The following is a 22481-nucleotide window of genomic DNA, read 5'->3' as shown; positions in this document are numbered from 1 at the left end:
GCTCTGAAATATCATTAAATTCAATGGTTTGTGAGGCGGGTGAGCGGGTAGCGGGAATCGAACCCGCCTAGCTAGCTTGGAAGGCTAGTGCATTACCACTATGCTATACCCGCTTAGGCGTTGTTTGCCAGTGTGAGGAGGCGCTTGCCATGGGTTGCGGCGGTTCGTCAACCTTGGATGCGATCAGTCATGTTGACTTTTCAGTTAAAAGATATATCTTAAATGTATCAAAACTGATCGAAAGAGCCGAGACATGCCTGCCAGCCGTGCTGTTGTGCCCACTTCCAACGCCAGTCGTTATCTCCAGCAATTGTGCAAACACTGGGGGCACAAGTTTGAGGTAACATTTGATCCGGTCACAGGGCGCGTCGCGTTGCCGTTCGGTCCGGTTGAGATGACTGCGGCTGACGATGCGCTTGACGTTGTCTGTCGAATCGAGGGTGAGGGCGATCTGGCGAGGATGCAGCAGGTCGTTGCCGAGCACATCAATCGTTTTGCCCACCGTGAAGGTGACCTGACTTTTGATTGGCAGCCTATCACCTGAGAGCGGCATTACCCTTTGGGCCACTTGTCCTCCTTCCGATAATTGTTATAGGACATAGCGAAATCGGAGGATGCAAATGGCTGTTCACGCGAGTCTGTCTCACGCCGCGCTCGATCGTTTCCTGCGCCCGAAGTCGGTCGCCATTGTTGGCGCGTCCGACAAACCGGGTGCGTTGGGCGCAACGATCCTGACCAATCTTGATCGCAATGGTTATGCTGGTGCCATTTATCCAGTGAACCCGAAGCGTGAAGAGATCATGGGCAAGCCTTGCTACCCATCCGTCGATGCGCTGCCTGAAGGCGTGGACGTGGCCGTGTTGGCGATCCCCCGTGCGGGCGTTTTGGACGCAGTACGTGGTCTTGCGGCGCGCAAATGTGGCGGTGTGGTGATTTTCTCGGCCGGTTTTGCCGAAGGCGGCGAAGAAGGCCTTGCCGAACAACACGAAATTGCTCGGATCGCGAACGAAGCGGGCATGGTGGTCGAAGGGCCGAATTGCCTCGGTCTCGTCAATTATGTTGACCGTATTCCGCTGACCTTTGTTGAAACCAATGCTGTGCCGCCTGCGGGCAACCGCGCGGTGGGCATCGTTTCGCAATCGGGCGCTATGGCGGCGGTTTTGGGCACCATGCTTCTGTCGCGCGAATGCGGGGTGTCTTATTCGGTATCGACCGGCAACGAAGCGGCAAGCGGCGTTGAGGACTATGTCGATTGGCTGGTTGATCAGCCTGACACGCATGCGATTGCGATGATTGTTGAGCAATTCCGCAAGCCTCAGGCATTTCTGGCGGCGGCGCGACGGGCCAAGGCTGCGGGCAAGCCTGTGGTGTTGCTGCATCCGGGCAAATCGAGCGCTGCGCGCGAATCGGCTGCGACGCACACCGGAGCGATGGCAGGCGATTACAAGCTGATGCGCGAAATGGTGGCGCGGGCCGGGGTGATCTTTGCCGAAACGCTGCAAGAGCTTGGCGATATTGCGGAAATCGCGGTGCGGTGTGCGGCTTTGCCATCGGGCGCGACCGTAGTGCTGGGTGAATCGGGCGCGTTCAAGGCGCTGACGCTTGATCTGGCCGAAGAACTGGAACTGCCGCTGGCCGATTTGCATGATGAAGATTCGCCGATGCTCCGCGCGGCATTGCCGGTGTTTGTGCCGGTTTCGAACCCGCTGGATATTACGGCCCAAGGGCTTTCGGAACCGACGATTTACACGCGCTGCATCGAAGCCCTCCTCGCGGATGATCGCGTGGGCACCGTGGTTGCCGGGATCATTCAGGCCGAGGCGATTACTTGCGCGATCAAATTCCCGGCGATCATGGCTGCTGTCGAAGGTAAAGTGCTGACCAAGCCGGTTATCTTCGCGGGTCTGGACGAGGGTGCAGAAGTTCCGGCCGAGCGCATTGCGGCGCTGCGGGCGGCGGGCATCCCTTGGTTCTCGTCCACTGAACGCGCTTTGAGGGCGATCACACGGCTTACCCATTGGGCGGCGCAGGATCTTGGTGTGAACGATCTTCCGGCAACGCCACTGGCAGGCCTCGATGTAGTTTCTGGCGTTATCCCGGAATACAAGTCGAAGGCATTGCTCGGGCCGATCGGCCTTTCGTTCCCCAAGGGCGGATTTGCCGCGAGTGCTGATACCGCAGTCGCGGTGGCCGATGGCATTGGCTATCCTGTGGCGATGAAGGCGCAGGCAGCCGCGCTCGGGCACAAGAGCGATGCTGGCGGGGTTATCCTGAACCTTGCCAATGGCGCTGCGGTGCGTGAGGCTTGGGACCGCATTCACAGCAATGTGGCGGCCTATTCCTCGGCCGTCACGCTTGATGGCGTGCTGATTGAGGCAATGGGCAAGCGCGGCATGGAAATGATCGTCGGCGCCAAGAACGATCCTGAATGGGGTCCTGTCGTGCTGGCAGGCTTTGGCGGGGTGACCGCCGAAATCCTGCAAGACGTGCGCCTGTTGACGGCGGACCTTACTGAAGAGGCGGTTGTGGCCGAATTGATGAAGCTCAAGAGTGCAGTGTTGCTCAGCGGTTATCGCGGTTCACCGGCGCTCGACGTTGCGGCCCTTGCCAAGCTGATCGTCAAGGTCGGGCAAGTGCTGCGCGCCGAACCATCGATTCGCGAGATCGACTTGAACCCCGTTATTCTGCATCCAGTGGGTGAAGGCGTGGTTGCGCTCGATGCATTGATGCTGGTGGATTAAACTGCATATCGCTGGAATTGATTGAGGGCGGTCCGTGTGGGCCGCCCTTTTTCAATGTCCGGGGAAGTCTATCACGGATGCGACGGTTAATCCCGTTTCGCGCAGCCGGCTTGCACCGTGAAGGTCCGGCAGATCAATCACGAAAAGCGCATGGGTAATCTGTGCGCCTGCTCTACGCAGAAGTTCGGCTGCGGCGAGTGCGGTGCCGCCGGTTGCGATCAGATCGTCGACCATGACTACGCGTTGTCCATCGGGGATTGCGGTGGGGTCCAGTTCCAAGCGGTCTGTGCCGTATTCCAGCGCATAGTCGACGCCGATGGTGGGGACGGGTAGTTTGCCCGGTTTGCGGATCGGCACGAAGCCGAGACCCATGCGTGCCGCAACCGCTGCACCGAAGATGAAGCCGCGCGCTTCCATTCCGGCAAGCGCTTGCGCTCCGGCCCCGTGGGCAAGACCGGCGAGGTGATCAACTGTGGCCGAGAGGCCCGGGCCGTGCGCGATCAGTGTGGTGATGTCGCGGAACAGGATTCCGGGCGCGGGGAAATCTGGCACGGAGCGCACAAGTGCTTTGAGATCATCGGGTGTCATCGTAAATCAACCTATCGCCGGCTACAAAAAAGGCCACCGTTTCCGGTGGCCTTTTGTCGTTTCGCTGATGGCAGAACGATCAGTGCTTGTCAGCCCAGATGTTCTTCTTGGCGAGATAGGCAAGAACCGTGGCAACCAGCAGGAAGCCGAGTACTGCCCAACCGGTCTGCTTGCGCTTGTCCAGCTTCGGTTCGGCAGTCCAGATCAGGAATGCCGATACGTCCGTGGCCATCTGGTCTACAGTAGCCTTGGTGCCGTCCGAATAGGTTACCTGTCCGTCGCCTGCGATCGGTGCAGGCATCGAGAGGTTCAGGTTGGCGAAGTAAGGGTTGTAGTACAAGCCATCGGGAGTCTTGGCGTCAGGGAACTTTTTGAGAAGTTCCGCAGGCTGTTCCTGATAACCGGTCAGCAATGATGCAACATATGCGCCGCCATCGTGACGTGCCTTGGTGATCAACGAGAGATCAGGTGGCACGCCCTGGCCAGCGTAGTACACCGTCGGGAAGTGATCCGATGCGATGTTGTCACGCTCGCCACGTTCGCCCGACTTCACGTCAAACGTTGGCTGCTTTGCGCCCCACTGCTTGGCGATCGCCTTCACTTCGGCTTCTGAATAGCCCAGTGCAGCCAGATCGCGGAACGCAACATGCTTGAGCGAGTGGCAGGTAGAGCAGACTTCCTTGTAAACTTGGAAGCCGCGCTGAAGCTGCGCCTTGTCAAACTTGCCAAATGCGCCATCGCTGGCGAATTTGATGTCCTTGGGGAGAAGATGGAACGCGTGTTCTGCTGTTTCGGCAGCTGGTTCCTTAATCGCGGTGTAGGCGCCGTTTCCGAACGACCAGAGCAACGCGACGGCGAAGAACAGGCCTACCAGGGGACCAAAAAGACGGACCATGGGGTTCTCTTTCTCTTACGCTTCGTTGCTGTCAGGCAGCTGTAGGTTGGGCGTTGAGCACTGCACTCTCATCCTTGCCCAAGACGCCTTCGGTGATCGAGAACGGAAGTGGTTCCGGCTTTTCGATCGAGGAGACGAGCGGGAGGATGATGAGGAAGTGCGCGAAGTAGTAGATCGAGGCCAATTGGCTGATCATCACGTAGGGTTCAGCAGCCGGTGCACCGCCGCAGTAGAACAAGACCGCCATGGTCGGGATCAGACCGAACCAGAAGAACTTGCGGAACAGCGGACGGTAGTGGCCAGAACGAACCGGCGAGGTATCCAGCCAAGGCAGGAAAAACCAAACCAGGATCGAGCCGAACATGGCGAGCACGCCCATCAGCTTGGCCGGGATGAAGAAGAAGTCATACGTGAAGGCGCGCAGGATCGCGTAGAATGGATAGAAGTACCATTCAGGAACGATGTGTGCCGGCGTCGAAAGCGGGTTGGCCGGGATGTAGTTATCCGGGTGGCCCAAGGCGTTCGGCGCGAAGAACAGGATTGCGCAGTAGATCAGCAGGAAGATGCCGAGCCCGAAGCCGTCCTTTGCCGTGTAATACGGATGGAACGGTACGGTATCGGATTCTGTCTTCACTTCAACGCCGGTCGGGTTTGACGAACCGGGGATGTGCAGCGCCCAGATGTGCAGGATGATTACACCGGCAATCACAAACGGCAGCAGGAAGTGAAGCGAGAAGAAGCGGTTCAGAGCGGCGTTATCGGGAGCAAAGCCACCCAGCAGCCAGATCTGGATCGGTTCACCCACCAACGGGATCGCGCCGAACAAACCGGTGATGACCTTTGCACCCCAAAAGCTCATTTGGCCCCAAGGAAGCACATAGCCCATGAAGGCGGTTGCCATCATCAGCAAGAAGATCGTGACACCGAGCAGCCAGATCATCTCACGCGGGGCTTTGTACGATGAGTAGAAAAAGCCACGGAAGATGTGCAGGTAGACCACGACGAAGAACGCCGAGGCGCCATTGGCGTGCGCATAGCGCATCATCCAGCCCCAGTTTACGTCGCGCATGATGTGTTCGACCGAATCGAACGCAACACCGGCATTGGCGGCGTAATGCATCGCGAGGATGACGCCAGTGACGATCTGAAGCACCAGACAGAACCCGGCCAGAACGCCGAAATTCCACATGTAGTTCAGGTTGCGCGGAACCGGATAACCGGCACCAACCGCATTAAATACAAAGCGTGGCAGCGGCAGCTTTTCGTCCAGCCACTGCGTCAGGCCATTGCCTGGCTTGTATTCTTGCGCCCAGGTATAGCTCATAAGTCCTGTCCTCAGCCGATCTTCACGACAGTGTCGGAGATGAATGAATACTCTGGCACCTCAAGGTTCTTGGGTGCCGGGCCTTTGCGGATGCGCGCTGCGGTGTCATAATGCGAACCGTGGCACGGGCAGAAATACCCGCCAAATTCGCCCTTCACTTCACCTTCGCCAGCGCCCAACGGCACGCAGCCGAGGTGGGTGCAAACGCCCATGGTGATAAGCCAGTTGGTCTTACCTTCCTTGGTACGCTCTTCCAGCGTCTGCGGATCACGCAGCGTAGACGCGTCAATGTCGTCTGCAGCCTTGATTTCTTCCGGCTTCAGATTGCGGATGAATACCGGCTGCTTACGGAAGACGGCCTTGATCGCTTGTCCTGCCTGAATCGCCGAAATGTCGATTTCAGTTGAACTTTGCGCCAGAACGTCCGCCGAAGGTGCCATTTGACTTACCAACGGGAGAATGACGGCAGCGCCGCCAACACCCGCAAAACTCACCGCCGCGATATTGATGAAATCGCGCCGGCGCACGCCTTCTCCGGTTACGCCCAGAGTGTCGATGCTCGCCTCATCAGCCATTGAAATTCCCTGCCTGCTGCCGCCGCGCACGCGCATCGCACGCGGTCCAACTTGCCCACTGGATACGATCTGGAAAACCCGCAAGGGAATGCCAGACCAACACGAGAGCTGGGCACGTGCATGTGCACTAGGCCAGCCCCCACTTGCGAGGCCTGATAGACGCAAAGCCGTAGCTTTGCCAACAGGCATTTTGGTATGGGAAACGGGGCGTTTCCCGAGTCTGAATACACCCTTTGGGGCGCAGGTGACCGATAGCGTAAGGTTCAGGAAAATCCAGCGCCATCGGGCCAACTGGGACCAGCAAGGCCCATCACCTTGAATAGGGTGCCCATTTGCTGCTGATCGATCAACCGGTCGCGTCCGGCATAAATCTCCGCAGTGTGGGCTGGAGCAAAGGCTGCAAGGGCATCTGCGCGCGCCTCGATTCCCAAGGCTCGCAGCCACAACCCTTGTTCGACCGTGCCCAGCCAGCGAACGTTACGGGATTGTGCAATGGCCGCCAACACCGAAAAATCAACATGCGCGGTAAGGTCAGCCTCTCCGGGGGCTGCAAAGACATCCACCTTCGTATGATCCCTTACCGCCTGCAATGATGAGCCCAAGCTTGGTTCACCATAGCCGTAATCGATGAACAGCGCTGCACCGCCTTGTGCCGCCAACCTGCCTGAAACTTCATAGAGAATGGCCGCAGATGCGGGCGAGGTTTCCAAAATCGCGCCTTCGGGGGCATCACAATGCGCCTGCGGGACGGCATTATCCATCAGTTGCGAACCGGCAATCGGGATGAGCCGGTTCTGATCGAGGCCGACCATACGTTCACGCCAGCCTTCCTGTGTGCGCACCATCTGGCGGATCGGCAGGGCATCAAGGAATTCGTTGGCAACGATCAACACCGGCGCGTCATTGGGCAGGGTCGACAAATCGGCGTGCCAGCGCGCTTGGGGGTGTAGTTCAAGTTGGAGCGCTTTGAGCGCGGTACTGGTTTCGACGAAGTGGACGGTCGGGACGAGGCCGTAGCGTTTGGCTGCGCCTAAAGCATCGCGCGCCAAAGTGCCACGGCCTGGGCCAAGCTCTACGTAATGCACTTGGGCTGGCCGACCAGCGCGAATCCAGATGTCGGCAAGCCACAGCCCGATCAGTTCGCCGAACATCTGGCTGATTTCGGGCGCGGTGATGAAATCACCGGCAACGCCCAGCGGATCACGGCTGTTGTAATAGTGCGCGTTCGATTCGGCCATGTAATGCGCGATGCTGATCGGCCCGGTATTGGTGATCAGCCGCGCGAAGGTTTCGAGCAAGGGCGCGTTCATGCAGGCGCGGTTCCTGCGGCATAAAGCGGTTTCGTGATCAGGCTGCGGATCAGGAAGAACAGGCCTACGGCCATCATCGGAATGGTCAGCCATTGGCCCATCGAAAAGCCCGTGCGCATCGCAAAATCCTGCAATTGCGAGTCAGGCTCACGATAGAATTCGACCGTGAAACGCGCGAGGGCATAGCCGAAGGTGAAGGTGCCCACGAGCATGCCGGTGCGCCAGCGCGCCTTTGTACGCCAGAACAGCACGAGCATGACGATGGCCAATACAAGGCCTTCAAGCGCGGCTTCGTAAAGCTGGCTGGGATGACGCGCGATGGGGCCGCCGCCGGGAAAAATCATGGCCCAGGCGACACCGGAACCAGCCTCACGCCCCCACAATTCGCCGTTCATGAAGTTGGCAAGGCGGCCAAACAGCAGGCCGAACGGCACGCAAACCGAAATGTAATCGCATACCCGCACGAAATTCAGCCCGGCGCGCCATGAAACCCATGCGATGGCGATCACCACGCCGAGCAGTCCGCCGTGGAAGCTCATCCCGCCTTCCCACAGCTTGATCAGGTTTTGGGGTTCGGTCAGCAATTCAGGCGAATAGAACATGGCATAGCCAAGGCGGCCGCCCAGGATGATGCCAAGCGTTGCATAGAAGAACAGATCATCGGCGTGGCGCTGGGCGATGGGGGCACCGGGCTGGCGGATCATTTTGGACAATTGCCAATATCCCAGAATGATTCCAGCAAGATAGGCCAGTGAATACCACTTCAGGGCAAAGAAGCCCAAGTCCAGCGCGATGGGCGAAACGCCAAGATCTTCCCAGCGAATCGGGGCATTCACGCCCGCTGCCGACGCTGACGCTACGGCAAGCGATGCTGTTATTGACAGTAGTGACAGCAAGAGGGGAACTCCCTACAACTTTAAAAATGGGCCGATTTCCCTGATGCAAAATGCGGCCTTTGCGGTATCGTATTGGCACAGGGCGAAGACCACAAGCAAACCCGAAAAGGCGCACAGGTAATGTGTCCGGGGGTTGGGAGATACAAAGGACGCCATGAAAACCGAGCTTGACCATGCCATGGATAACACATTTACCGCTCTCACTGGTGAGGGCGGGATGTTTCAAACCGTTATGGTGCAGCGGTTTGGCCGCGATGTGCCGATGATCGCAGCGGCCCCGCCGCATCTGCCAGCTTACTTTGCCTACTTTTGCGCAACACATGGAGAAAAGCCGTTTATCGTCGATGGCGATATCCGTCTGAGCTTTGCCGATGTCTATAAGGCTGCGCGCCATGTCGCGGGCGGTCTGGTTGAAGGGCATGGCGTGCAAAAGGGCGATCGCATCGCCATTGCGGCGCGCAATTCTGCCAATTGGGTGGTCGCTTACATGGCGGTGCTGATGGCGGGCGGTTGCGCCACTTTGCTGAACGGATGGTGGCTGGGCGAAGAACTGGCGGGTGGGATCGATCTGGTCGAATGCCGCTATGTGATAGCCGATGATTCGCGGGCCAAGCGGCTGGTCGATCACCCGCACGGTGCCACGCTGCTGCTGATGGAGCATGATTGCGGCTATGAACAAGGCTTGGCCGCGCTGCTTGGCAATGGCGGCGGCATGGCCACAATCCTGCCAACTTTGACAGGCGAAGATCTGGCGACGGTTCTGTTTACCTCGGGTTCCACCGGCGTTGCCAAAGGGGCCTATTCAGATCATCGCGGTGTGGTGCAGGGGACGATGAACTATGTCGTCCAATCTGCCGCAGTGCTTGGCATTCTGACCGCACGTGGCCAAGCCCCGGCACCGGATGTGCAGCCCACCACGCTGGTCAACGTCCCGCTGTTTCACGTGACGGGCGAGGTGCCGGTCTTCCTTCAATCCTTCGCGCTGGGGCGCAAGCTTGTGCTGATGGCCAAGTGGGACGCGGTTGAGGCAATGCGCCTGATCGAGCGTGAAAAGGCGACCTATTTTGTTGGCGTGCCGCTGATGAGCTTCGAGATTGCGACGCACCCGGATCGTGAAAAGTACGATCTTTCAACGTGCGTGACGTTTGCCGCAGGCGGCGCTCCGCGTCCGCTTGAACATGTCGAGCGTATTCGTGCGGCCTTGCCCCATGCGTTTCCGATTCTGGGCTATGGGTTGACCGAGACCAATGGCGTGGGCTGCGGCAATCTGAACGAGAACTATCTTGCCAAGCCGGGGAGCACGGGTACGGCATCGCGCCCGCTGGTGGACATGGCGATCCTTGATGATGCTGGCACCGCTTTGCCGCAAGGCACGGTCGGGGAAGTGTCGATTCGTTCGGTCGCAAACTTCCTTGGATATTGGGGCAATGAAAAGGCTACGCGCGAATCGATGACGCCGGACGGGTATTTCCGCACGGGCGATCTTGGGTACATCGATCCCGAGGGTTATCTGTTCATCGTTGACCGCAAAAAGGACATCATCATCCGTGGCGGCGAAAATATCAGTTGCATCGAGGTGGAAAGCGCGATTTATGCGCATCCCTGCATCGCCGAAGTTAGCGTTTTCGGCCTGCCGGATGAAAAGTTCGGTGAAGTTCCGGCCGCTGTCTATCTGGCCAAGGCTGATTGTTCAGCCAGCGAAGACGAACTGCGCGCCTTTTTGAAAGAGCATATCGCGCCGTTCAACATTCCGGTGCGGTTCTGGGAGGTGCATGAGCCCCTGCCACGGCTTGGCACCGAAAAGGTGGACAAGCGGTCCTTGCGCGAAGCTTACACGAAGGAATGGTTGAAGGCGTGAATCCGGCCGTGCAATTTGCCTGAGGCCGGTTGTTGTTGGACGGTAAAGGATGATTGGTTAAAGGGGAGGCATGATGCTTCCCCGGATTGCCAACCAGCGCGCAATTATTGATCGTCGGGCGCTTGCCGATGCCATTGCCGCGGCCTTTGCCGAGCAGGGTGAAAAATCGCGTCCGGCTGTCGTGGAACTGCTGCGCGTCGCGCTTGAAGCAGGTCGCGCAGAAATCGCGCGGCGGCTTGAGGCACGGCCATCAGGCGGTAGTGAATGCGCGCAGGCGCAGGCGTTTCTGGTCGATCAACTGGTCCGGGTGATTTACGATCACATCGTGGGCCGGGTCTATCGCGCCAGCAACCGTTCAACTGGTGAGCGAATCGCGGTGCTGGCTGTTGGCGGCTATGGTCGTGGCGAAATGGCACCGCATTCCGATGTCGATATTGCCTTCGTCACGCCCACCAGGCCGACTTCGTGGTGCGAGCAGGTGATCGAGGCGATGCTCTATTACTTGTGGGACCTTGGCCTGAAAGTGGGCCAATCAAGTCGTTCGCTCGATGAAGTCGTGCGCATGGCGAAGAGTGACCTGACAATCCGCACCGCGCTGCTCGAAGGGCGGTATGTATGGGGCGACCGCGAACTTCATGAAGAGGCCACGCGCAGGTTCTGGGCCGAAGTTGTCACCGGCACGGAAAAGCAGTTTGTCGCCGAGAAACTGGAAGAGCGCAATCTACGCCACAAGAAGCTGGGCGATAGCCGTTATGTGGTGGAACCCAATGTCAAAGAGGGCAAGGGAGGTCTGCGCGATCTTCACGCGCTCTACTGGATTGGCAAGTATATCCACAAGGTACGCGACGCTTCGGAACTGGTCGATGTCGGCCTGCTGACGGCGGAGGAATACCGTGCGTTTCGCCGGGCGGAAAACTTCTTCTGGGCGGTGCGCTGCCACTTGCACACGATCACCAACCGCGCCGAAGACCGGCTGACCTTCGATCTGCAACGCGAAGTTGCCACGCGGATGAACTTTGCTGATCGTCCTGGCAAAAGCGCGGTTGAGCGGTTCATGCAGTACTTCTTCCTTCAGGCAAAGCAGGTGGGATCGCTCACCGGCGTATTCCTTGCCCAATTGGATGGGCAGTTTGCCGGACAGAAGCGCGGGTTCTTTGCCGCGCTGCGCAAGCGGCGGCGCAAGAAGGTCGGGCCGTTCCTGATTGATGCCGGTAAACTGGCGGTGCCTTCGGACGAGACGTTTCAGGAAGACCCAGTGCGGCTGCTGGAATTGTTTGCCCGTGCCGCTTCCGAACAAGTGGAAATCCATCCCGAAACCATGCGGATTGCGCGGCGCGATGCAGCGTTGATTGATGCCGCCGTGCGCAAAAATCCGCGCGCCAATGCGTTGTTCCTGGAAACGCTTACCAGCCGCAACGATCCCGAAACGGTGCTGCGCTGGATGAACGAGGCAGGCGTGTTCGGGCGGTTCGTGCCCGATTTTGGCCGCGTGATCGCACAAATGCAGTTTGATATGTACCACCACTATACGGTGGATGAACATACGATCCGCGCGATCGGCCTGCTCGCCGAGATCGAGAAGGGTGAGACGAAGCTTGATCATCCTTTGGCCAGTGAGATTGCGACCAAAGTTGCTTCGCGACGCGTCCTTTATATGGCCACGCTTCTGCATGACATTGCGAAGGGGCGGCGTGGCGATCATTCAGTGCTAGGCGCAGAAGTTGCGATGAAACTGTGTCCGCGCCTTGGCATGTCGGCGGCAGAGACCGAACTGGTCGCATGGCTGGTGCGCTGGCACTTGTTGATGAGCGCCACTGCGTTCAAACGCGATCTGGCCGATTACAAGACCATCGCCGATTTCGTGAATACGGTGCAAAGTCAGGAGCGGCTGCGTTTGCTGGCGATCCTGACCATCGTGGATATCCGCGCGGTGGGGCCGGGTGTGTGGAATTCGTGGAAACGGCAGCTGCTTACCGATTTGTTTGTAGCCGCCGAGGAAATGCTGCGTCTGGGCCACAAGACCCATGGCCGCGCTGAACGTATTATTGCCAAGAAGAAGGCCGTGGGCGCGCTCCTGAAGGAACGTTATGCCCTGATCGGCACGGTGGGCAAGCAATTGGGCGATGCTTACTGGATTGCCGAGCCCGAGGACATCATCGCGCTGAACCTGCAACAGATGGATGGCGCATTGGGCGAGCCGCTGTCAGTCGAGGCGCACTGGTATCCGGCGCGCGGCGCTACGCTGGTGACGGTGCTGGCGGCAGATCATCCGGGCCTGTTCTATCGTATTGCTGGTGGCATTCACCTTGCGGGCGGCAACATTATCGATGCGCGCATTCACACCGCGCGCAATGGCACCGCGGTGGACAACTTCCTCGTGCAAGACCCGCTGGGCCGACCGTTGAACGAGGCAAACCAGATTGCGCGGCTCAAGAACGCGATTGCCGATGCCTTGGCCAACCGCGTTAAACTGCAGCCGCAATTGGCCGCGCGCCCGCTCGCCCGTCCGCGCGCCCATGCGTTTGATGTGCGGCCGATCGTGATCTTCGACAACAAGGCGTCGAATCGCTTTACCGTCATTGAGGTTGGCGCGCGTGACCGGCCGGCGCTGCTCAGCACGCTGGCACGTGCTTTGTTCGAAGCGCGGCTTGTCGTTCACTCGGCGCATATCGCAACGTATGGTGAGCGCGCGGTGGATACGTTCTATGTTACAGACGTATTGGGCGAAAAGATTGATAACGAAACGCGTATGAAAACCATCGAGAAGAAGCTGCTCGAGGCTGTCGAGGAGCGCAAAGTCAAAGCGGCTGCTTAAGGGCACCTCGCAATTGCCCCGCCTTGTGCCTATCTGGTGCGATGATGAGCGAAGGTGAATATCTTGGTGGCAGGCTGCTGCTGGCGATGCCCGGAATGGGTGATCCCCGGTTTGACCATGCGGTGATCGCGATGTGCGTGCATGATGCGCATGGCGCGCTGGGCATTGGCGTGGGGCAAGTGCGCGATGGCATTACCTTTCACGGCTTGCTCGAAGATATCGGCATTGATCCCGGCGTTGCGCCCGATGTGCCGGTGCTCAACGGCGGGCCGGTTGAAACCGCACGCGGGTTTGTGCTCCATTCCAGTGATTGGGGCGGCGAGGGCAGCGTGACGGTCAATCCGCTGTGCCAGTTATCGGCATCGCTTGATGTGTTGCGGGCGATTGCCGAGGGGCGCGGCCCGTCCAAGTTCCTTGTCGCGCTGGGCTATGCCGGTTGGGGGGCAGGCCAACTTGAGGGCGAGATGCGGCGCCATGGCTGGTATGCCGCCAAGGGACATCCCGAAGTGCTGTTTGAAACGCCCACCGGCCGTCGCTGGACCACCGCCTGGAAGAGCGAGGGCATCGACCCTGCGCATCTCGTCGCACAGACTGGCAGCGCTTAAGGGGCATTTTCGCGATGCATCCTGTTGCATCGCGAGTATATCGCTCCTAGATTGACCGCACATCGAGAGTTGGGGTGACGCTCCAACGCCAACCTGCCGTTCCGGGCAAGGTGGCGCTTAATCTTGGGAAACCGGGGTTAAGGATGTGGCCGATCCGGCAACGAAACGGACGCAGGTTTGGCCACAGGTTCCAGCGTCTTCCAGCCACAGGTTGAACAGAAAGACGCAGCACCGTGCCGATCAGGATTGCCGACAATCTCCCCGCCCGCCGCACGCTCGAAGCCGAGGGCGTGATCGTGATGAGCGAAACCGAAGCCGCGCGGCAGGATATCCGCCCCATCCGCATCGCGCTGCTCAACCTGATGCCCGACAAGATTACCACCGAAACGCAGATCGCGCGTGTGCTGGGCGCAACGCCTTTGCAGGTTGATCTTGAATTGGTGCGCATATCCGATCACGTCAGCAAGACCACGGCTGCGGGCCACATCGCCTCGTTCTATCGCCCTTGGGAGGATGTGAAGGCCGAGAAGTTCGACGGGCTGATCGTCACCGGCGCGCCGGTTGAGACGATGGCGTTTGAAGACGTTACCTATTGGGACGAACTACGCCGCATCTTTGATTGGTCGCAAAGCCACGTCCACCGCACGTTGACAGTGTGCTGGGGCGCGATGGCGGCGCTGCACCACTTCCACGGCATCCCAAAGCATAACCTTGAAGCCAAAGCCTCGGGCGTGTTCCGCCACGAAAACAAGGCGCCCGCCAATCCGTGGGTGCGCGGGCTGCCCGATGTGTTCGACGTTCCGGTATCGCGCTGGGCCGAAGTACGCTGCGAAGACCTGTCCGAAGGCCGGGGCCTGAGCGTTCTGGCCGAAAGCGCGGAAACCGGGCTGTGCCTGATCGATGACCCCGCGCATCGCACGCTGCACATGTTCAATCACCTGGAATATGATACGCTGACGCTGGCCGGTGAATATGCGCGCGATGCAGCAGGCTATATGCCGCGCCACTATTTCCCCGGCGATGATCCGCAGGCGCAGCCGGTCAATTCATGGCGCGGGCATGGCCATCTGCTTTACGGGAACTGGATCAACGAGGCTTATCAGACCACCGCTTTTGATCTGGCAGACATCGGGGGCTGACGACTCTTCTTGCCTTTCCCGGCAGCTTACCCTATCGGCCCCGCTTCAACCGACACGGATTCGATGATCGGCCTGGCCACAAGGGCTGCCAAGGCGGATCGGACGCGTCGTATACAGGAGACCAAAATGCCCAAGATGAAAACCAAGAGCGGCGTGAAAAAGCGCTTCAAGCTCACTGCCACCGGCAAGGTGAAGCATGGTGTTGCTGGTAAGCGCCACCGTCTGATGAGTCACAACGCCAAGTACATCCGCCAGAACCGCGGCACTGACGTGATCTCCGATGCTGATGCACGGACGATCAAGAAGTGGGCGCCCTACGGGCTGAACTGAGGAGCGCTGACTTATGAGCCGTATCAAACGTGGTGTTACCACCCGTGCCAAGCACAAGAGGATTTTGGATCAGGCGAAGGGCTATCGCGGCCGTCGCAAGAACACGATCCGCGTCGCCCGTCAGGCCGTTGAAAAGGCCGGACAATACGCCTATCGTGACCGCAAGGTAAAGAAGCGCAGCTTCCGCGCCCTGTGGATCCAGCGCATCAATGCCGCTGTCCGCGAAGAAGGCCTGACCTATTCGCAGTTCATCCACGGCACCAAGCTTGCCGGACTTGAACTGGACCGCAAGACGATGGCCGATCTCGCCATGAACGAGAGCGCCATTTTCACCACGGTTATCGCGCAAGCCAAGGCTGCTCTTCCAGCCGCCTGATCTTTGCAGCGTTCCGGATTTAAAGAGGGGTGGGTTCGTCATGAACCTGCCCCTCTTTTTCGTTGCATCAGGGCCAAATGCCGGTCAAGTTGATCCAAAATGGGCTAAAGTGAATGTAAGGCCCGAGCAAAAACAGGGGCGCACCATTTGTCGGCGGACTGTACTGTCCAAGTCCGGTTCCATCGGCCGATTGAGCCGTTGAACCGTTACTTCACAACGTTTTACCTGACCGAGCTTGATGTGCCCGGCGATGCGCGCGTGACGGATTATCTGCACCCCGAATGGGCCAATTTTAGAGCCTACCAAGGCGACTTGCCTGATTCGCAGCTTCCCGACGGCCCCGCAATTTCCGGTGTGACGGCGAACGTTACGGGGCCGACCAGCACAACCTTACGCTTTACGGTTGGCAGTACCCGAATCTGGGGCATCGGCATCTTGCCGTTGGGCTGGGCACGGTTTGTGGGCACGCCCGCAAATCTCCATGCCGATCGTCATTACACAGTGGCAAGCGAGCCGTTCTTGACTCCGTTTCGTGGTCTTGCCGATAGCCTGTTTGGCGAAAAACCCGATGAAACCGCAGAGCTTGGCCGGATTTCCGCCTTTTTCCTGCGGGCATTGGCGCGCAGTGATCGCGAGGATGATCCGCGCATTCTGGCCTGCCATGCCGCGCTGCTGGACCCTGACATCTCCAGTGTCAGCGAAATGGCCGAGGCAGCGCACCTGCCGTCGCATACGCTGGAGCGGATTTGCCGCAAGCACTTTGGCTTTACGCCGCGCCTTTTGCTGCGCCGCCAGCGCTTTATGCGCAGTCTGGTGCAATACATGATGGACCCTTCGCTGCACTGGATCGGGGCGATTGACAGCAGTTATCACGATCAGGCCCAGTTCGTGCGCGACTTCCACCGGTTCATGGGTACCAGTCCCAGCGAATATGCGGCGCGGCCCAAGCCGGTGCTGGAAGCGGTGATGAAAGCGCGGCAGGAATTCATCGGAAGCGCGGTGCAAGCGTTGCACGCACCTTCGGCTGCATGAACTCCACACTTTGATTCTGTCGCATTTGCCGCTAGCGGCTTGCCGCATGGAACAGCTTGATCAACAGCAGACCGAAACCCTTGCCGCCATCGCCGATGCCGCGACGCCTGACGCTTTGGAAGCGATCCGCGTTGCCGCGCTTGGCAAACAGGGATGGGTGAGCGCGCTGCTCAAATCGCTGGGCGGGATGACGCCCGAACAGCGCACCAGCGAAGGCCCGAAAATTCAGGGCGTTCGCGAAGCCGTGACGGCGGCGCTGGCATCGCGCAAGGCGGTGCTGGAAAGCGCTGTGCTGGAAGCGCGGCTGGCGGCAGAGACGGTCGACCTTTCGCTGCCAGCACCCGAAATGCCCAAGGGATCGATTCATCCGGTTTCCCAGGTGATGGACGAACTTGCTGAAATCTTTGCAGATATGGGCTTTGCCGTGGCCAGCGGACCCGAGATCGAGGACGATTGGCACAACTTTACTGCGCTCAATATGCCCGAAACGCATCCGGCGCGCGCGATGCATGATACGTTTTATTTTCCGGACAAGGATGCAGATGGCCGCTCGATGCTGCTGCGCACGCATACCTCGCCGGTGCAGATCCGGACGATGCTGAAAGAGGGCGCGCCCTTGCGGATCATCGCGCCGGGCCGGGTTTATCGTTCGGATTCAGATGCTACGCACACGCCGATGTTCCACCAGATCGAAGGTCTGGTGATCGACAAGGGCATTCATCTGGGCCACCTCAAGTGGACGCTTGAGACTTTCCTCAAGGCATTCTTTGAGCGCGAGGATATCGTCCTGCGTTTGCGCCCGAGCTATTTCCCGTTCACCGAACCTTCGGTTGAGGTGGATGTCGGGTACACTTTGGTGGCGGGTAAGCGCGTTGTTGGTGGCAGCGGTGACGCTGAAAACGGCGGATGGATGGAAGTTCTGGGCTCGGGCATGGTCAACCGCAAGGTGATCGAGTTTGGCGGGCTTGATCCCGATGAATGGCAGGGCTTTGCTTTCGGCACCGGCGTCGACCGGCTTGCTATGCTGAAATATGGCCTCGACGATTTGCGCGCCTTCTTTGATGGCGATGCGCGGTGGCTTGGCCACTATGGTTTCGGCGCGCTTGATGTGCCGACGCTTTCTGGCGGTGTTGGAGTACGCTCGTGAAGTTCTCGCTTTCATGGCTGAAGTCGGTCCTTGATACCAAGGCCGATGCGCGCACCATCGCGGAAAAGCTGACCTCGCTGGGGTTGGAAATCGAAGGCGTCGAAGATGCCTCTGCCGCGCTGACGCAGTTCCGCGTGGCCCGCGTGTTGAGTGCGGAAAAACATCCGCAGGCGGACAAGCTGCAAGTGCTCTCGGTTGATCTGGGGGATGGCACGCCGCTGCAAGTGGTGTGCGGTGCGCCCAATGCGCGCGCGGGGCTTGTCGGTGTGCTGGGCACGGCGGGGGCAGTGGTTCCGGCCAATGGCATGGTCCTGCGCAATTCGGCGATCCGTGGTGTCGAATCGAATGGCATGATGTGTTCGACGCGCGAGCTGGGCCTGGGTGAAGATCACGATGGCATCATCGAACTGCCTGAAGACGCGCCGGTGGGCACAAGCTTTGCCGATTACGTCGGCTCCGATCCGGTGTTCGATGTGGCGATCACGCCGAACCGGCCCGATTGCATGGGCGTTTACGGCATCGCGCGCGATCTGGCGGCGGCTGGCCTTGGCGTGTTGAAGCCGATTGCGGCGCAAGCCGTGGCGGGCAGCTTCCCTTGCCCGGTTGAAGTGCGCACCGATGATGCGGAAGGATGCCCCGCATTCTATGGCCGCGTCATTCGCGGGGTGAAGAATGGCCCCAGCCCGAAATGGTTGCAGGACTTCCTGAAGTCTGCGGGCCAGCGTCCGATCTCGGCGCTGGTCGATGCGACCAACTTCGTCATGCTCGGCTATGGCCGCCCCGCGCATGCTTATGATCTGGCCAAGCTTTCGGGCGCGGTTGTGGCGCGCAAGGCTGTGGCGGGCGAGAAGGTCGTCGCGCTCAATGGCAAGGAATATGGGCTTGAGCCGTGGATGACGGTGATCGCCGATGATGCTGGCGTGCATGACATTGCCGGGATCATGGGCGGCGAGCATTCGGGCTGCGCTGATGACACCACCGATGTGCTGCTGGAGATCGCCTACTTCGACCCGCCTTCGATTGCGCGGACGGGTCAGGCGCTGGCGTTGGCATCGGATGCGCGCGGACGGTTTGAACGCGGGGTTGATCCGGCGTTCCTCGATACCGGGATGGACCTGTTGACCGCGCTGATCCTTGAGATTTGCGGCGGTGAAGCGTCTGAAGTGATCCGTGCGGGCGAACCGCCGGTCGCGCGCAAGAGCGTGGCCTATGATCCGGAACTGGCCGGACGGTTGGGCGGGATCGATGTGGCCGATGCCGAACAGAAGCGCATTCTGGCGGCATTGGGCTTTGAGGTCGCATCAGACTGGGCGGTAACCGTGCCAAAATGGCGGCCCGATGTGGATGGCGCGCCTGATATTGTTGAAGAAGTGATCCGTGTTCACGGACTGGACGCGGTACCTTCCACACCGCTGCCGCGCGCCGATGGCGTGGCCAAGCCGACGGCAACGCCGGTGCAGATGCTTGAGCGCCGTGTGCGCCGGGCAGCGGCGGCGCGCGGGCTGCATGAAGCGGTTACGTGGTCGTTCCTGCCCGAGGCAGAGGCTTCGCACTTTGCCGATGGTGAAGCGTTGTGGACGCTGGCCAATCCGATTTCAGAAGACCTGAAGACCATGCGGCCTTCGCTGTTGCCGGGGCTGCTTTCGGCGGTGAAGCGCAATCTGGATCGCGGCGCATCATCGGTGCGCCTGTTCGAGATCGGGCGGCGTTATCTGCGCGGTGAGGGCGGCGCGAGCGACGAGAAGTTGAGCCTTGGCGTGGTGCTGGCAGGCGAGAAGGTTGCGCGCGGCTGGGCCTCGGGCAAGGCGCAAGTCTTCGATGCGTTTGACGCCAAGGCCGAGGCGGTGGCGCTGCTGGCCGAAGTCGGTGCTCCGGTGGATAACCTGCAAGTCATGGGCGAGGCGGGGCCGCAGTTCCATCCGGGACAGTCTGCGACGCTGCGTTTGGGTCCGAAAACGGTGCTGGCGCGGTTCGGCGTGCTGCATCCGGTGACAGCCAAGGCGTTCGACATTGATGGGCCGGTTGTGGTGGTGGAACTGTTCCTTGACCGGATTCCGGCGAAAAAGGGCGCGGGCGCATTTGCCCGTCCGCACTTTGCGCCGCCGCCGTTGCAGGCTGTGACCCGCGACTTTGCGTTCCTTGTGGCGGCCGATGTGGCGGCGGGCGATCTGCTGCGCTCGGTCAAGGGCGCGGACAAGGCCAATATTGTAGCCGCGCGCGTGTTTGATGATTTCCGTGGGGCTGGTGTGCCGGGAGGCCAGAAATCGCTGGCCATCGAGGTGACGCTGCAACCGGTCGAGAAGTCGTATGACGAGGCCGCTTTGAAGGCGATTGCCGACAAGGTTATTGCAGCCGCCGCCAAACAAGGTGCACAGTTGCGCGGATGACCGAACTGATCGCAATCACCAATGGCGAGCTGACCGCGCGGATCAATCCGCTTGGCGCGGAACTGTGGTCTTTGACGGATGGCGATGCCCGCGAATACCTGACTGATGCCGATCCGGCGTTCTGGGGCGGGCACGCGCCGCTGCTGTTCCCGATTGTTGGGTCGCTGAATGGCGATGTGTTGCGGCTGGATAGGCGCGAATATGCGCTGCCGCGTCATGGCTTTGCCCGCCGCAGCATGTTTGCGCCGGTGCATGTTGAAGGGGCAGAGGCGCGGTTTCGGCTGACTGATTCGCCAGATACGCGCAAAGTCTATCCGTTCGGCTTCGTGCTGGAGATGGCATACCGGTTGGACGGAATGACGCTGGTGATGGAAGCCAGCGTGACCAATCCCAATGGCGAGGCTTTGCCGTTCAACTTTGGCTATCATCCGGCCTTCGCGTGGCCGCTACCGGGCGGGGCGGATAAGGCTGCGCACAAGCTGGTGTTTGAAAAAGCGGAGCCGCAGGATGTGCGCCGCGTTGCCAGCGGCACTGGCGTTTTGCTGCCGGAGGCCGAAGCAACGCCGGTTACGGGCCGCGAACTGGCGCTGTCCGGGGACTTGTTCCGCACCGATGCGGTGATCTGGGACCAGCTTTCCAGCCGGTCGCTGTCCTATGGCGTCGAAGGCGGGCCTTGGCTCGACATTGGCTTTCCCGACACGCATGCGCTTGGCCTGTGGCAAGTGCCGGGTGCCCGCTATATCTGCATCGAACCTTGGGCTGGCCATGCCGATCCCGAAGGCTTTGCTGGCGATTTTCGCGACAAGCCGGGTGTGGTCCTGCTGGAACCTGCCCAATCGCGCAGCTTCCGCATGGACGTAAGCCTTCGCCCCCGCTAGGTGGCAGCCCCATGTCCAATCGCCGCACCTTCGCCATCATCTCCCATCCTGACGCCGGTAAGACGACGCTGACCGAGAAGCTGCTGCTTCAAGGCGGCGCGATTCACTTGGCGGGCGAGGTCAAGGCGCGCGGGGCTGCGCGGCGGGCGCGGTCTGACTGGATGAAGATCGAGCAGCAGCGCGGAATTTCGGTGACGTCCTCGGTGATGACGTTCCAGAAGGATGGCATCGTCTTCAACCTGCTGGATACGCCGGGCCACGAAGACTTTTCCGAAGACACCTATCGCACGCTGACCGCAGTTGATTCGGCGATCATGGTGATCGATGCCGCAAAGGGTATCGAGCCGCAGACGCGCAAGCTGTTCGAGGTGTGCCGGTTGCGGTCGGTGCCGATCATTACCTTTGTGAACAAGGTGGACCGCGAAGGCCGGTCTGTGTTCGAGACGCTCGACGAAGTGGCTGATGCGCTGGCGCTGGATGTGGTGCCGATGTCCTGGCCGATCGGCATGGGCGGCCTTTTTCAAGGCGTGATGAGCTTTGCCGACGAGACGATTGCGCGCCCCGATGGTGATAGCCGCGAGTTTCTGGGAAAAGTTGAGCCTGCCGTTGATATTCCCGACGACATTGCCGAAGAAATCGAGCTGGCGCGGGCAGGCTATCCCGAATTTGACATGGAAGCCTATCGCAATGGTGATCTGACGCCGGTCTATTTCGGATCGGCGCTGAAGAACTTTGGCGTGATCGATCTGATCGAGGCGATTGCCAAGTTTGCGCCGCCGCCGCGTCCGCAATCGTCCGATCAGGGGATTATCGATCCCGAGCGCGCCGATGTGACCGGCTTCATCTTCAAGGTGCAGGCCAATATGGACCCGCAGCACCGTGACCGCATCGCCTTCATGCGCATGGTTTCGGGCACGTTCCGGCGCGGCATGAAGCTGACGCCTTCGGGCCTTGGCAAACCGATTGCGGTGCATTCACCGATCCTGTTCTTTGCGCAGGACCGTGAAATTGCCGATACGGCCGAGGCAGGCGACATCATCGGCATTCCCAACCACGGCACCTTGCGCGTGGGCGATACGCTATCGGAACGCAACGATGTGCGCTTTACCGGGTTGCCCAACTTCGCGCCGGAAATCCTGCGCCGCGTCCAGTTGAAAGACCCGACCAAGACCAAGCAACTGCGCAAGGCGCTGGATGACCTTTCGGAAGAGGGCGTGATCCAGGTGTTCTATCCCGAGATTGGCAGCCAGTGGATTGTCGGCGTGGTGGGGCAATTGCAGCTCGAAGTGCTCGTTTCGCGGCTTGAGGCGGAGTACAAGGTCGAGGCGGTGCTTGAGCCATCACCGTTCGATACTGCGCGCTGGATCAAGGGCAGCGAGACAGCGCTGAAGGGCTTTACAGATTTTAACATGTCGAACCTGGCCAAGGACCGCGATGGCGATCCGGTATTTATGGCGCGTTCTTCGTGGGATGTGAGCTATCAGCAGGAGCGCAATCCTGATTTGATCTTCTCGGCGACCAAGGAAAGGTAGCCCTGCTTTGTTCGGCGCGGGGGTTGAATCCCTGCGCTATCAAGGGCAGGTAG

At 59.8% G+C, this 22481-nt stretch carries 19 protein-coding genes, 1 tRNA gene and 1 riboswitch; of the genes, 13 read left to right on the top strand and 7 right to left on the bottom strand.

Annotated features, from left to right (window positions below):
* Nucleotides 1-42 precede the first annotated feature (42 nt).
* Nucleotides 43-113, bottom strand: a tRNA-Gly gene (locus IP81_RS10210).
* A 140-nt stretch (nt 114-253) separates the two neighbouring features.
* Here IP81_RS10210 and IP81_RS10205 point away from each other — a divergent pair.
* Together IP81_RS10205 and IP81_RS10200 are read left to right on the top strand one after the other, a co-directional pair.
* Nucleotides 254-544: a DUF2218 domain-containing protein gene (locus IP81_RS10205; protein ID WP_054107886.1), complete on the top strand. Its 291-nt coding sequence runs from the start codon at nt 254-256 to the stop codon at nt 542-544.
* Between the two features lie 76 nt (nt 545-620).
* Nucleotides 621-2741: an acetate--CoA ligase family protein gene (locus tag IP81_RS10200; RefSeq protein WP_082356088.1), complete on the top strand. Its 2121-nt coding sequence runs from the start codon at nt 621-623 to the stop codon at nt 2739-2741.
* A gap of 51 nt (nt 2742-2792) precedes the next feature.
* Here the strand turns inward: IP81_RS10200 and IP81_RS10195 are convergent, their stop codons facing one another.
* The 6 genes from IP81_RS10195 to lgt form a co-directional block, all read right to left on the bottom strand.
* Nucleotides 2793-3329, bottom strand: a complete 537-nt coding sequence (locus IP81_RS10195; RefSeq protein ID WP_054107884.1) for an adenine phosphoribosyltransferase — start codon at nt 3327-3329, stop codon at nt 2793-2795.
* A 79-nt stretch (nt 3330-3408) separates the two neighbouring features.
* Entirely contained in the window at nt 3409-4224 is an 816-nt protein-coding gene (locus tag IP81_RS10190) for a cytochrome c1 (RefSeq protein WP_054107883.1), read from the bottom strand.
* A 31-nt stretch (nt 4225-4255) separates the two neighbouring features.
* Nucleotides 4256-5548 (bottom strand): cytochrome b N-terminal domain-containing protein, encoded by a 1293-nt coding sequence (locus IP81_RS10185; RefSeq protein ID WP_054107882.1) that lies wholly within the window; start codon nt 5546-5548, stop codon nt 4256-4258.
* A gap of 11 nt (nt 5549-5559) precedes the next feature.
* Nucleotides 5560-6123 carry a ubiquinol-cytochrome c reductase iron-sulfur subunit gene (gene petA / locus IP81_RS10180; protein ID WP_054107881.1) on the bottom strand — a complete coding sequence of 188 codons (564 nt, stop codon included), beginning with the start codon at nt 6121-6123 and terminating at the stop codon, nt 5560-5562.
* A gap of 263 nt (nt 6124-6386) precedes the next feature.
* Entirely contained in the window at nt 6387-7433 is a 1047-nt protein-coding gene (locus IP81_RS10175) for a class I SAM-dependent methyltransferase (RefSeq protein WP_054107880.1), read from the bottom strand.
* Complete coding sequence (lgt, locus tag IP81_RS10170) at nt 7430-8329, bottom strand: prolipoprotein diacylglyceryl transferase (protein WP_082356085.1); 900 nt, start codon at nt 8327-8329, stop codon at nt 7430-7432. The genes IP81_RS10175 and lgt overlap by 4 nt, the downstream gene beginning before the upstream one ends.
* Before the next feature lie 154 nt (nt 8330-8483).
* Between lgt and IP81_RS10165 the strand changes: the two genes are divergently transcribed.
* From IP81_RS10165 to IP81_RS10115, 11 genes are all read left to right on the top strand, one after another.
* Nucleotides 8484-10187 (top strand): class I adenylate-forming enzyme family protein, encoded by a 1704-nt coding sequence (locus IP81_RS10165; RefSeq protein WP_054107879.1) that lies wholly within the window; start codon nt 8484-8486, stop codon nt 10185-10187.
* 70 nt (nt 10188-10257) lie between these two features.
* Nucleotides 10258-13002 (top strand): [protein-PII] uridylyltransferase, encoded by a 2745-nt coding sequence (locus tag IP81_RS10160; protein WP_054107878.1) that lies wholly within the window; start codon nt 10258-10260, stop codon nt 13000-13002.
* 44 nt (nt 13003-13046) lie between these two features.
* Complete coding sequence (locus tag IP81_RS10155; RefSeq protein ID WP_054107877.1) at nt 13047-13607, top strand: YqgE/AlgH family protein; 561 nt, start codon at nt 13047-13049, stop codon at nt 13605-13607.
* A 54-nt stretch (nt 13608-13661) separates the two neighbouring features.
* Nucleotides 13662-13782: riboswitch (SAM-I-IV-variant riboswitch) on the top strand.
* A 58-nt stretch (nt 13783-13840) separates the two neighbouring features.
* The gene (gene metA, locus IP81_RS10150) at nt 13841-14746 is read left to right on the top strand and encodes a homoserine O-succinyltransferase (protein ID WP_054107876.1); all 906 of its coding nucleotides are present in this window, start codon (nt 13841-13843) and stop codon (nt 14744-14746) included.
* A 126-nt stretch (nt 14747-14872) separates the two neighbouring features.
* Nucleotides 14873-15076: a 50S ribosomal protein L35 gene (rpmI, locus tag IP81_RS10145; protein WP_054107898.1), complete on the top strand. Its 204-nt coding sequence runs from the start codon at nt 14873-14875 to the stop codon at nt 15074-15076.
* Nucleotides 15077-15089: 13 nt separating this feature from the next.
* Nucleotides 15090-15452, top strand: coding sequence for a 50S ribosomal protein L20 (gene rplT / locus IP81_RS10140; protein ID WP_054107875.1), 363 nt, complete (start codon nt 15090-15092; stop codon nt 15450-15452).
* Nucleotides 15453-15650: 198 nt separating this feature from the next.
* The gene (locus tag IP81_RS10135; RefSeq protein WP_082356084.1) at nt 15651-16484 is read left to right on the top strand and encodes an AraC family transcriptional regulator; all 834 of its coding nucleotides are present in this window, start codon (nt 15651-15653) and stop codon (nt 16482-16484) included.
* Between the two features lie 46 nt (nt 16485-16530).
* Complete coding sequence (pheS, locus tag IP81_RS10130; protein WP_054107874.1) at nt 16531-17631, top strand: phenylalanine--tRNA ligase subunit alpha; 1101 nt, start codon at nt 16531-16533, stop codon at nt 17629-17631.
* Complete coding sequence (gene pheT, locus IP81_RS10125) at nt 17628-20018, top strand: phenylalanine--tRNA ligase subunit beta (protein WP_054107873.1); 2391 nt, start codon at nt 17628-17630, stop codon at nt 20016-20018. Before pheS ends, pheT begins: the two co-directional genes overlap by 4 nt.
* Nucleotides 20015-20896, top strand: a complete 882-nt coding sequence (locus IP81_RS10120; protein ID WP_054107872.1) for an aldose 1-epimerase family protein — start codon at nt 20015-20017, stop codon at nt 20894-20896. Before pheT ends, IP81_RS10120 begins: the two co-directional genes overlap by 4 nt.
* Nucleotides 20897-20907: 11 nt before the next feature.
* Nucleotides 20908-22428, top strand: a complete 1521-nt coding sequence (locus tag IP81_RS10115; RefSeq protein ID WP_054107871.1) for a peptide chain release factor 3 — start codon at nt 20908-20910, stop codon at nt 22426-22428.
* Nucleotides 22429-22481 lie beyond the last annotated feature (53 nt).

Origin of the sequence: Novosphingobium sp. AAP83 (assembly GCF_001295795.1) — a bacterium.
In the GTDB taxonomy this organism is placed as follows: Bacteria; Pseudomonadota; Alphaproteobacteria; order Sphingomonadales; family Sphingomonadaceae; genus Novosphingobium.
Note: the sequence above shows the minus strand (reverse complement) of the source record. Positions and strands in the feature narration are given on the sequence as shown.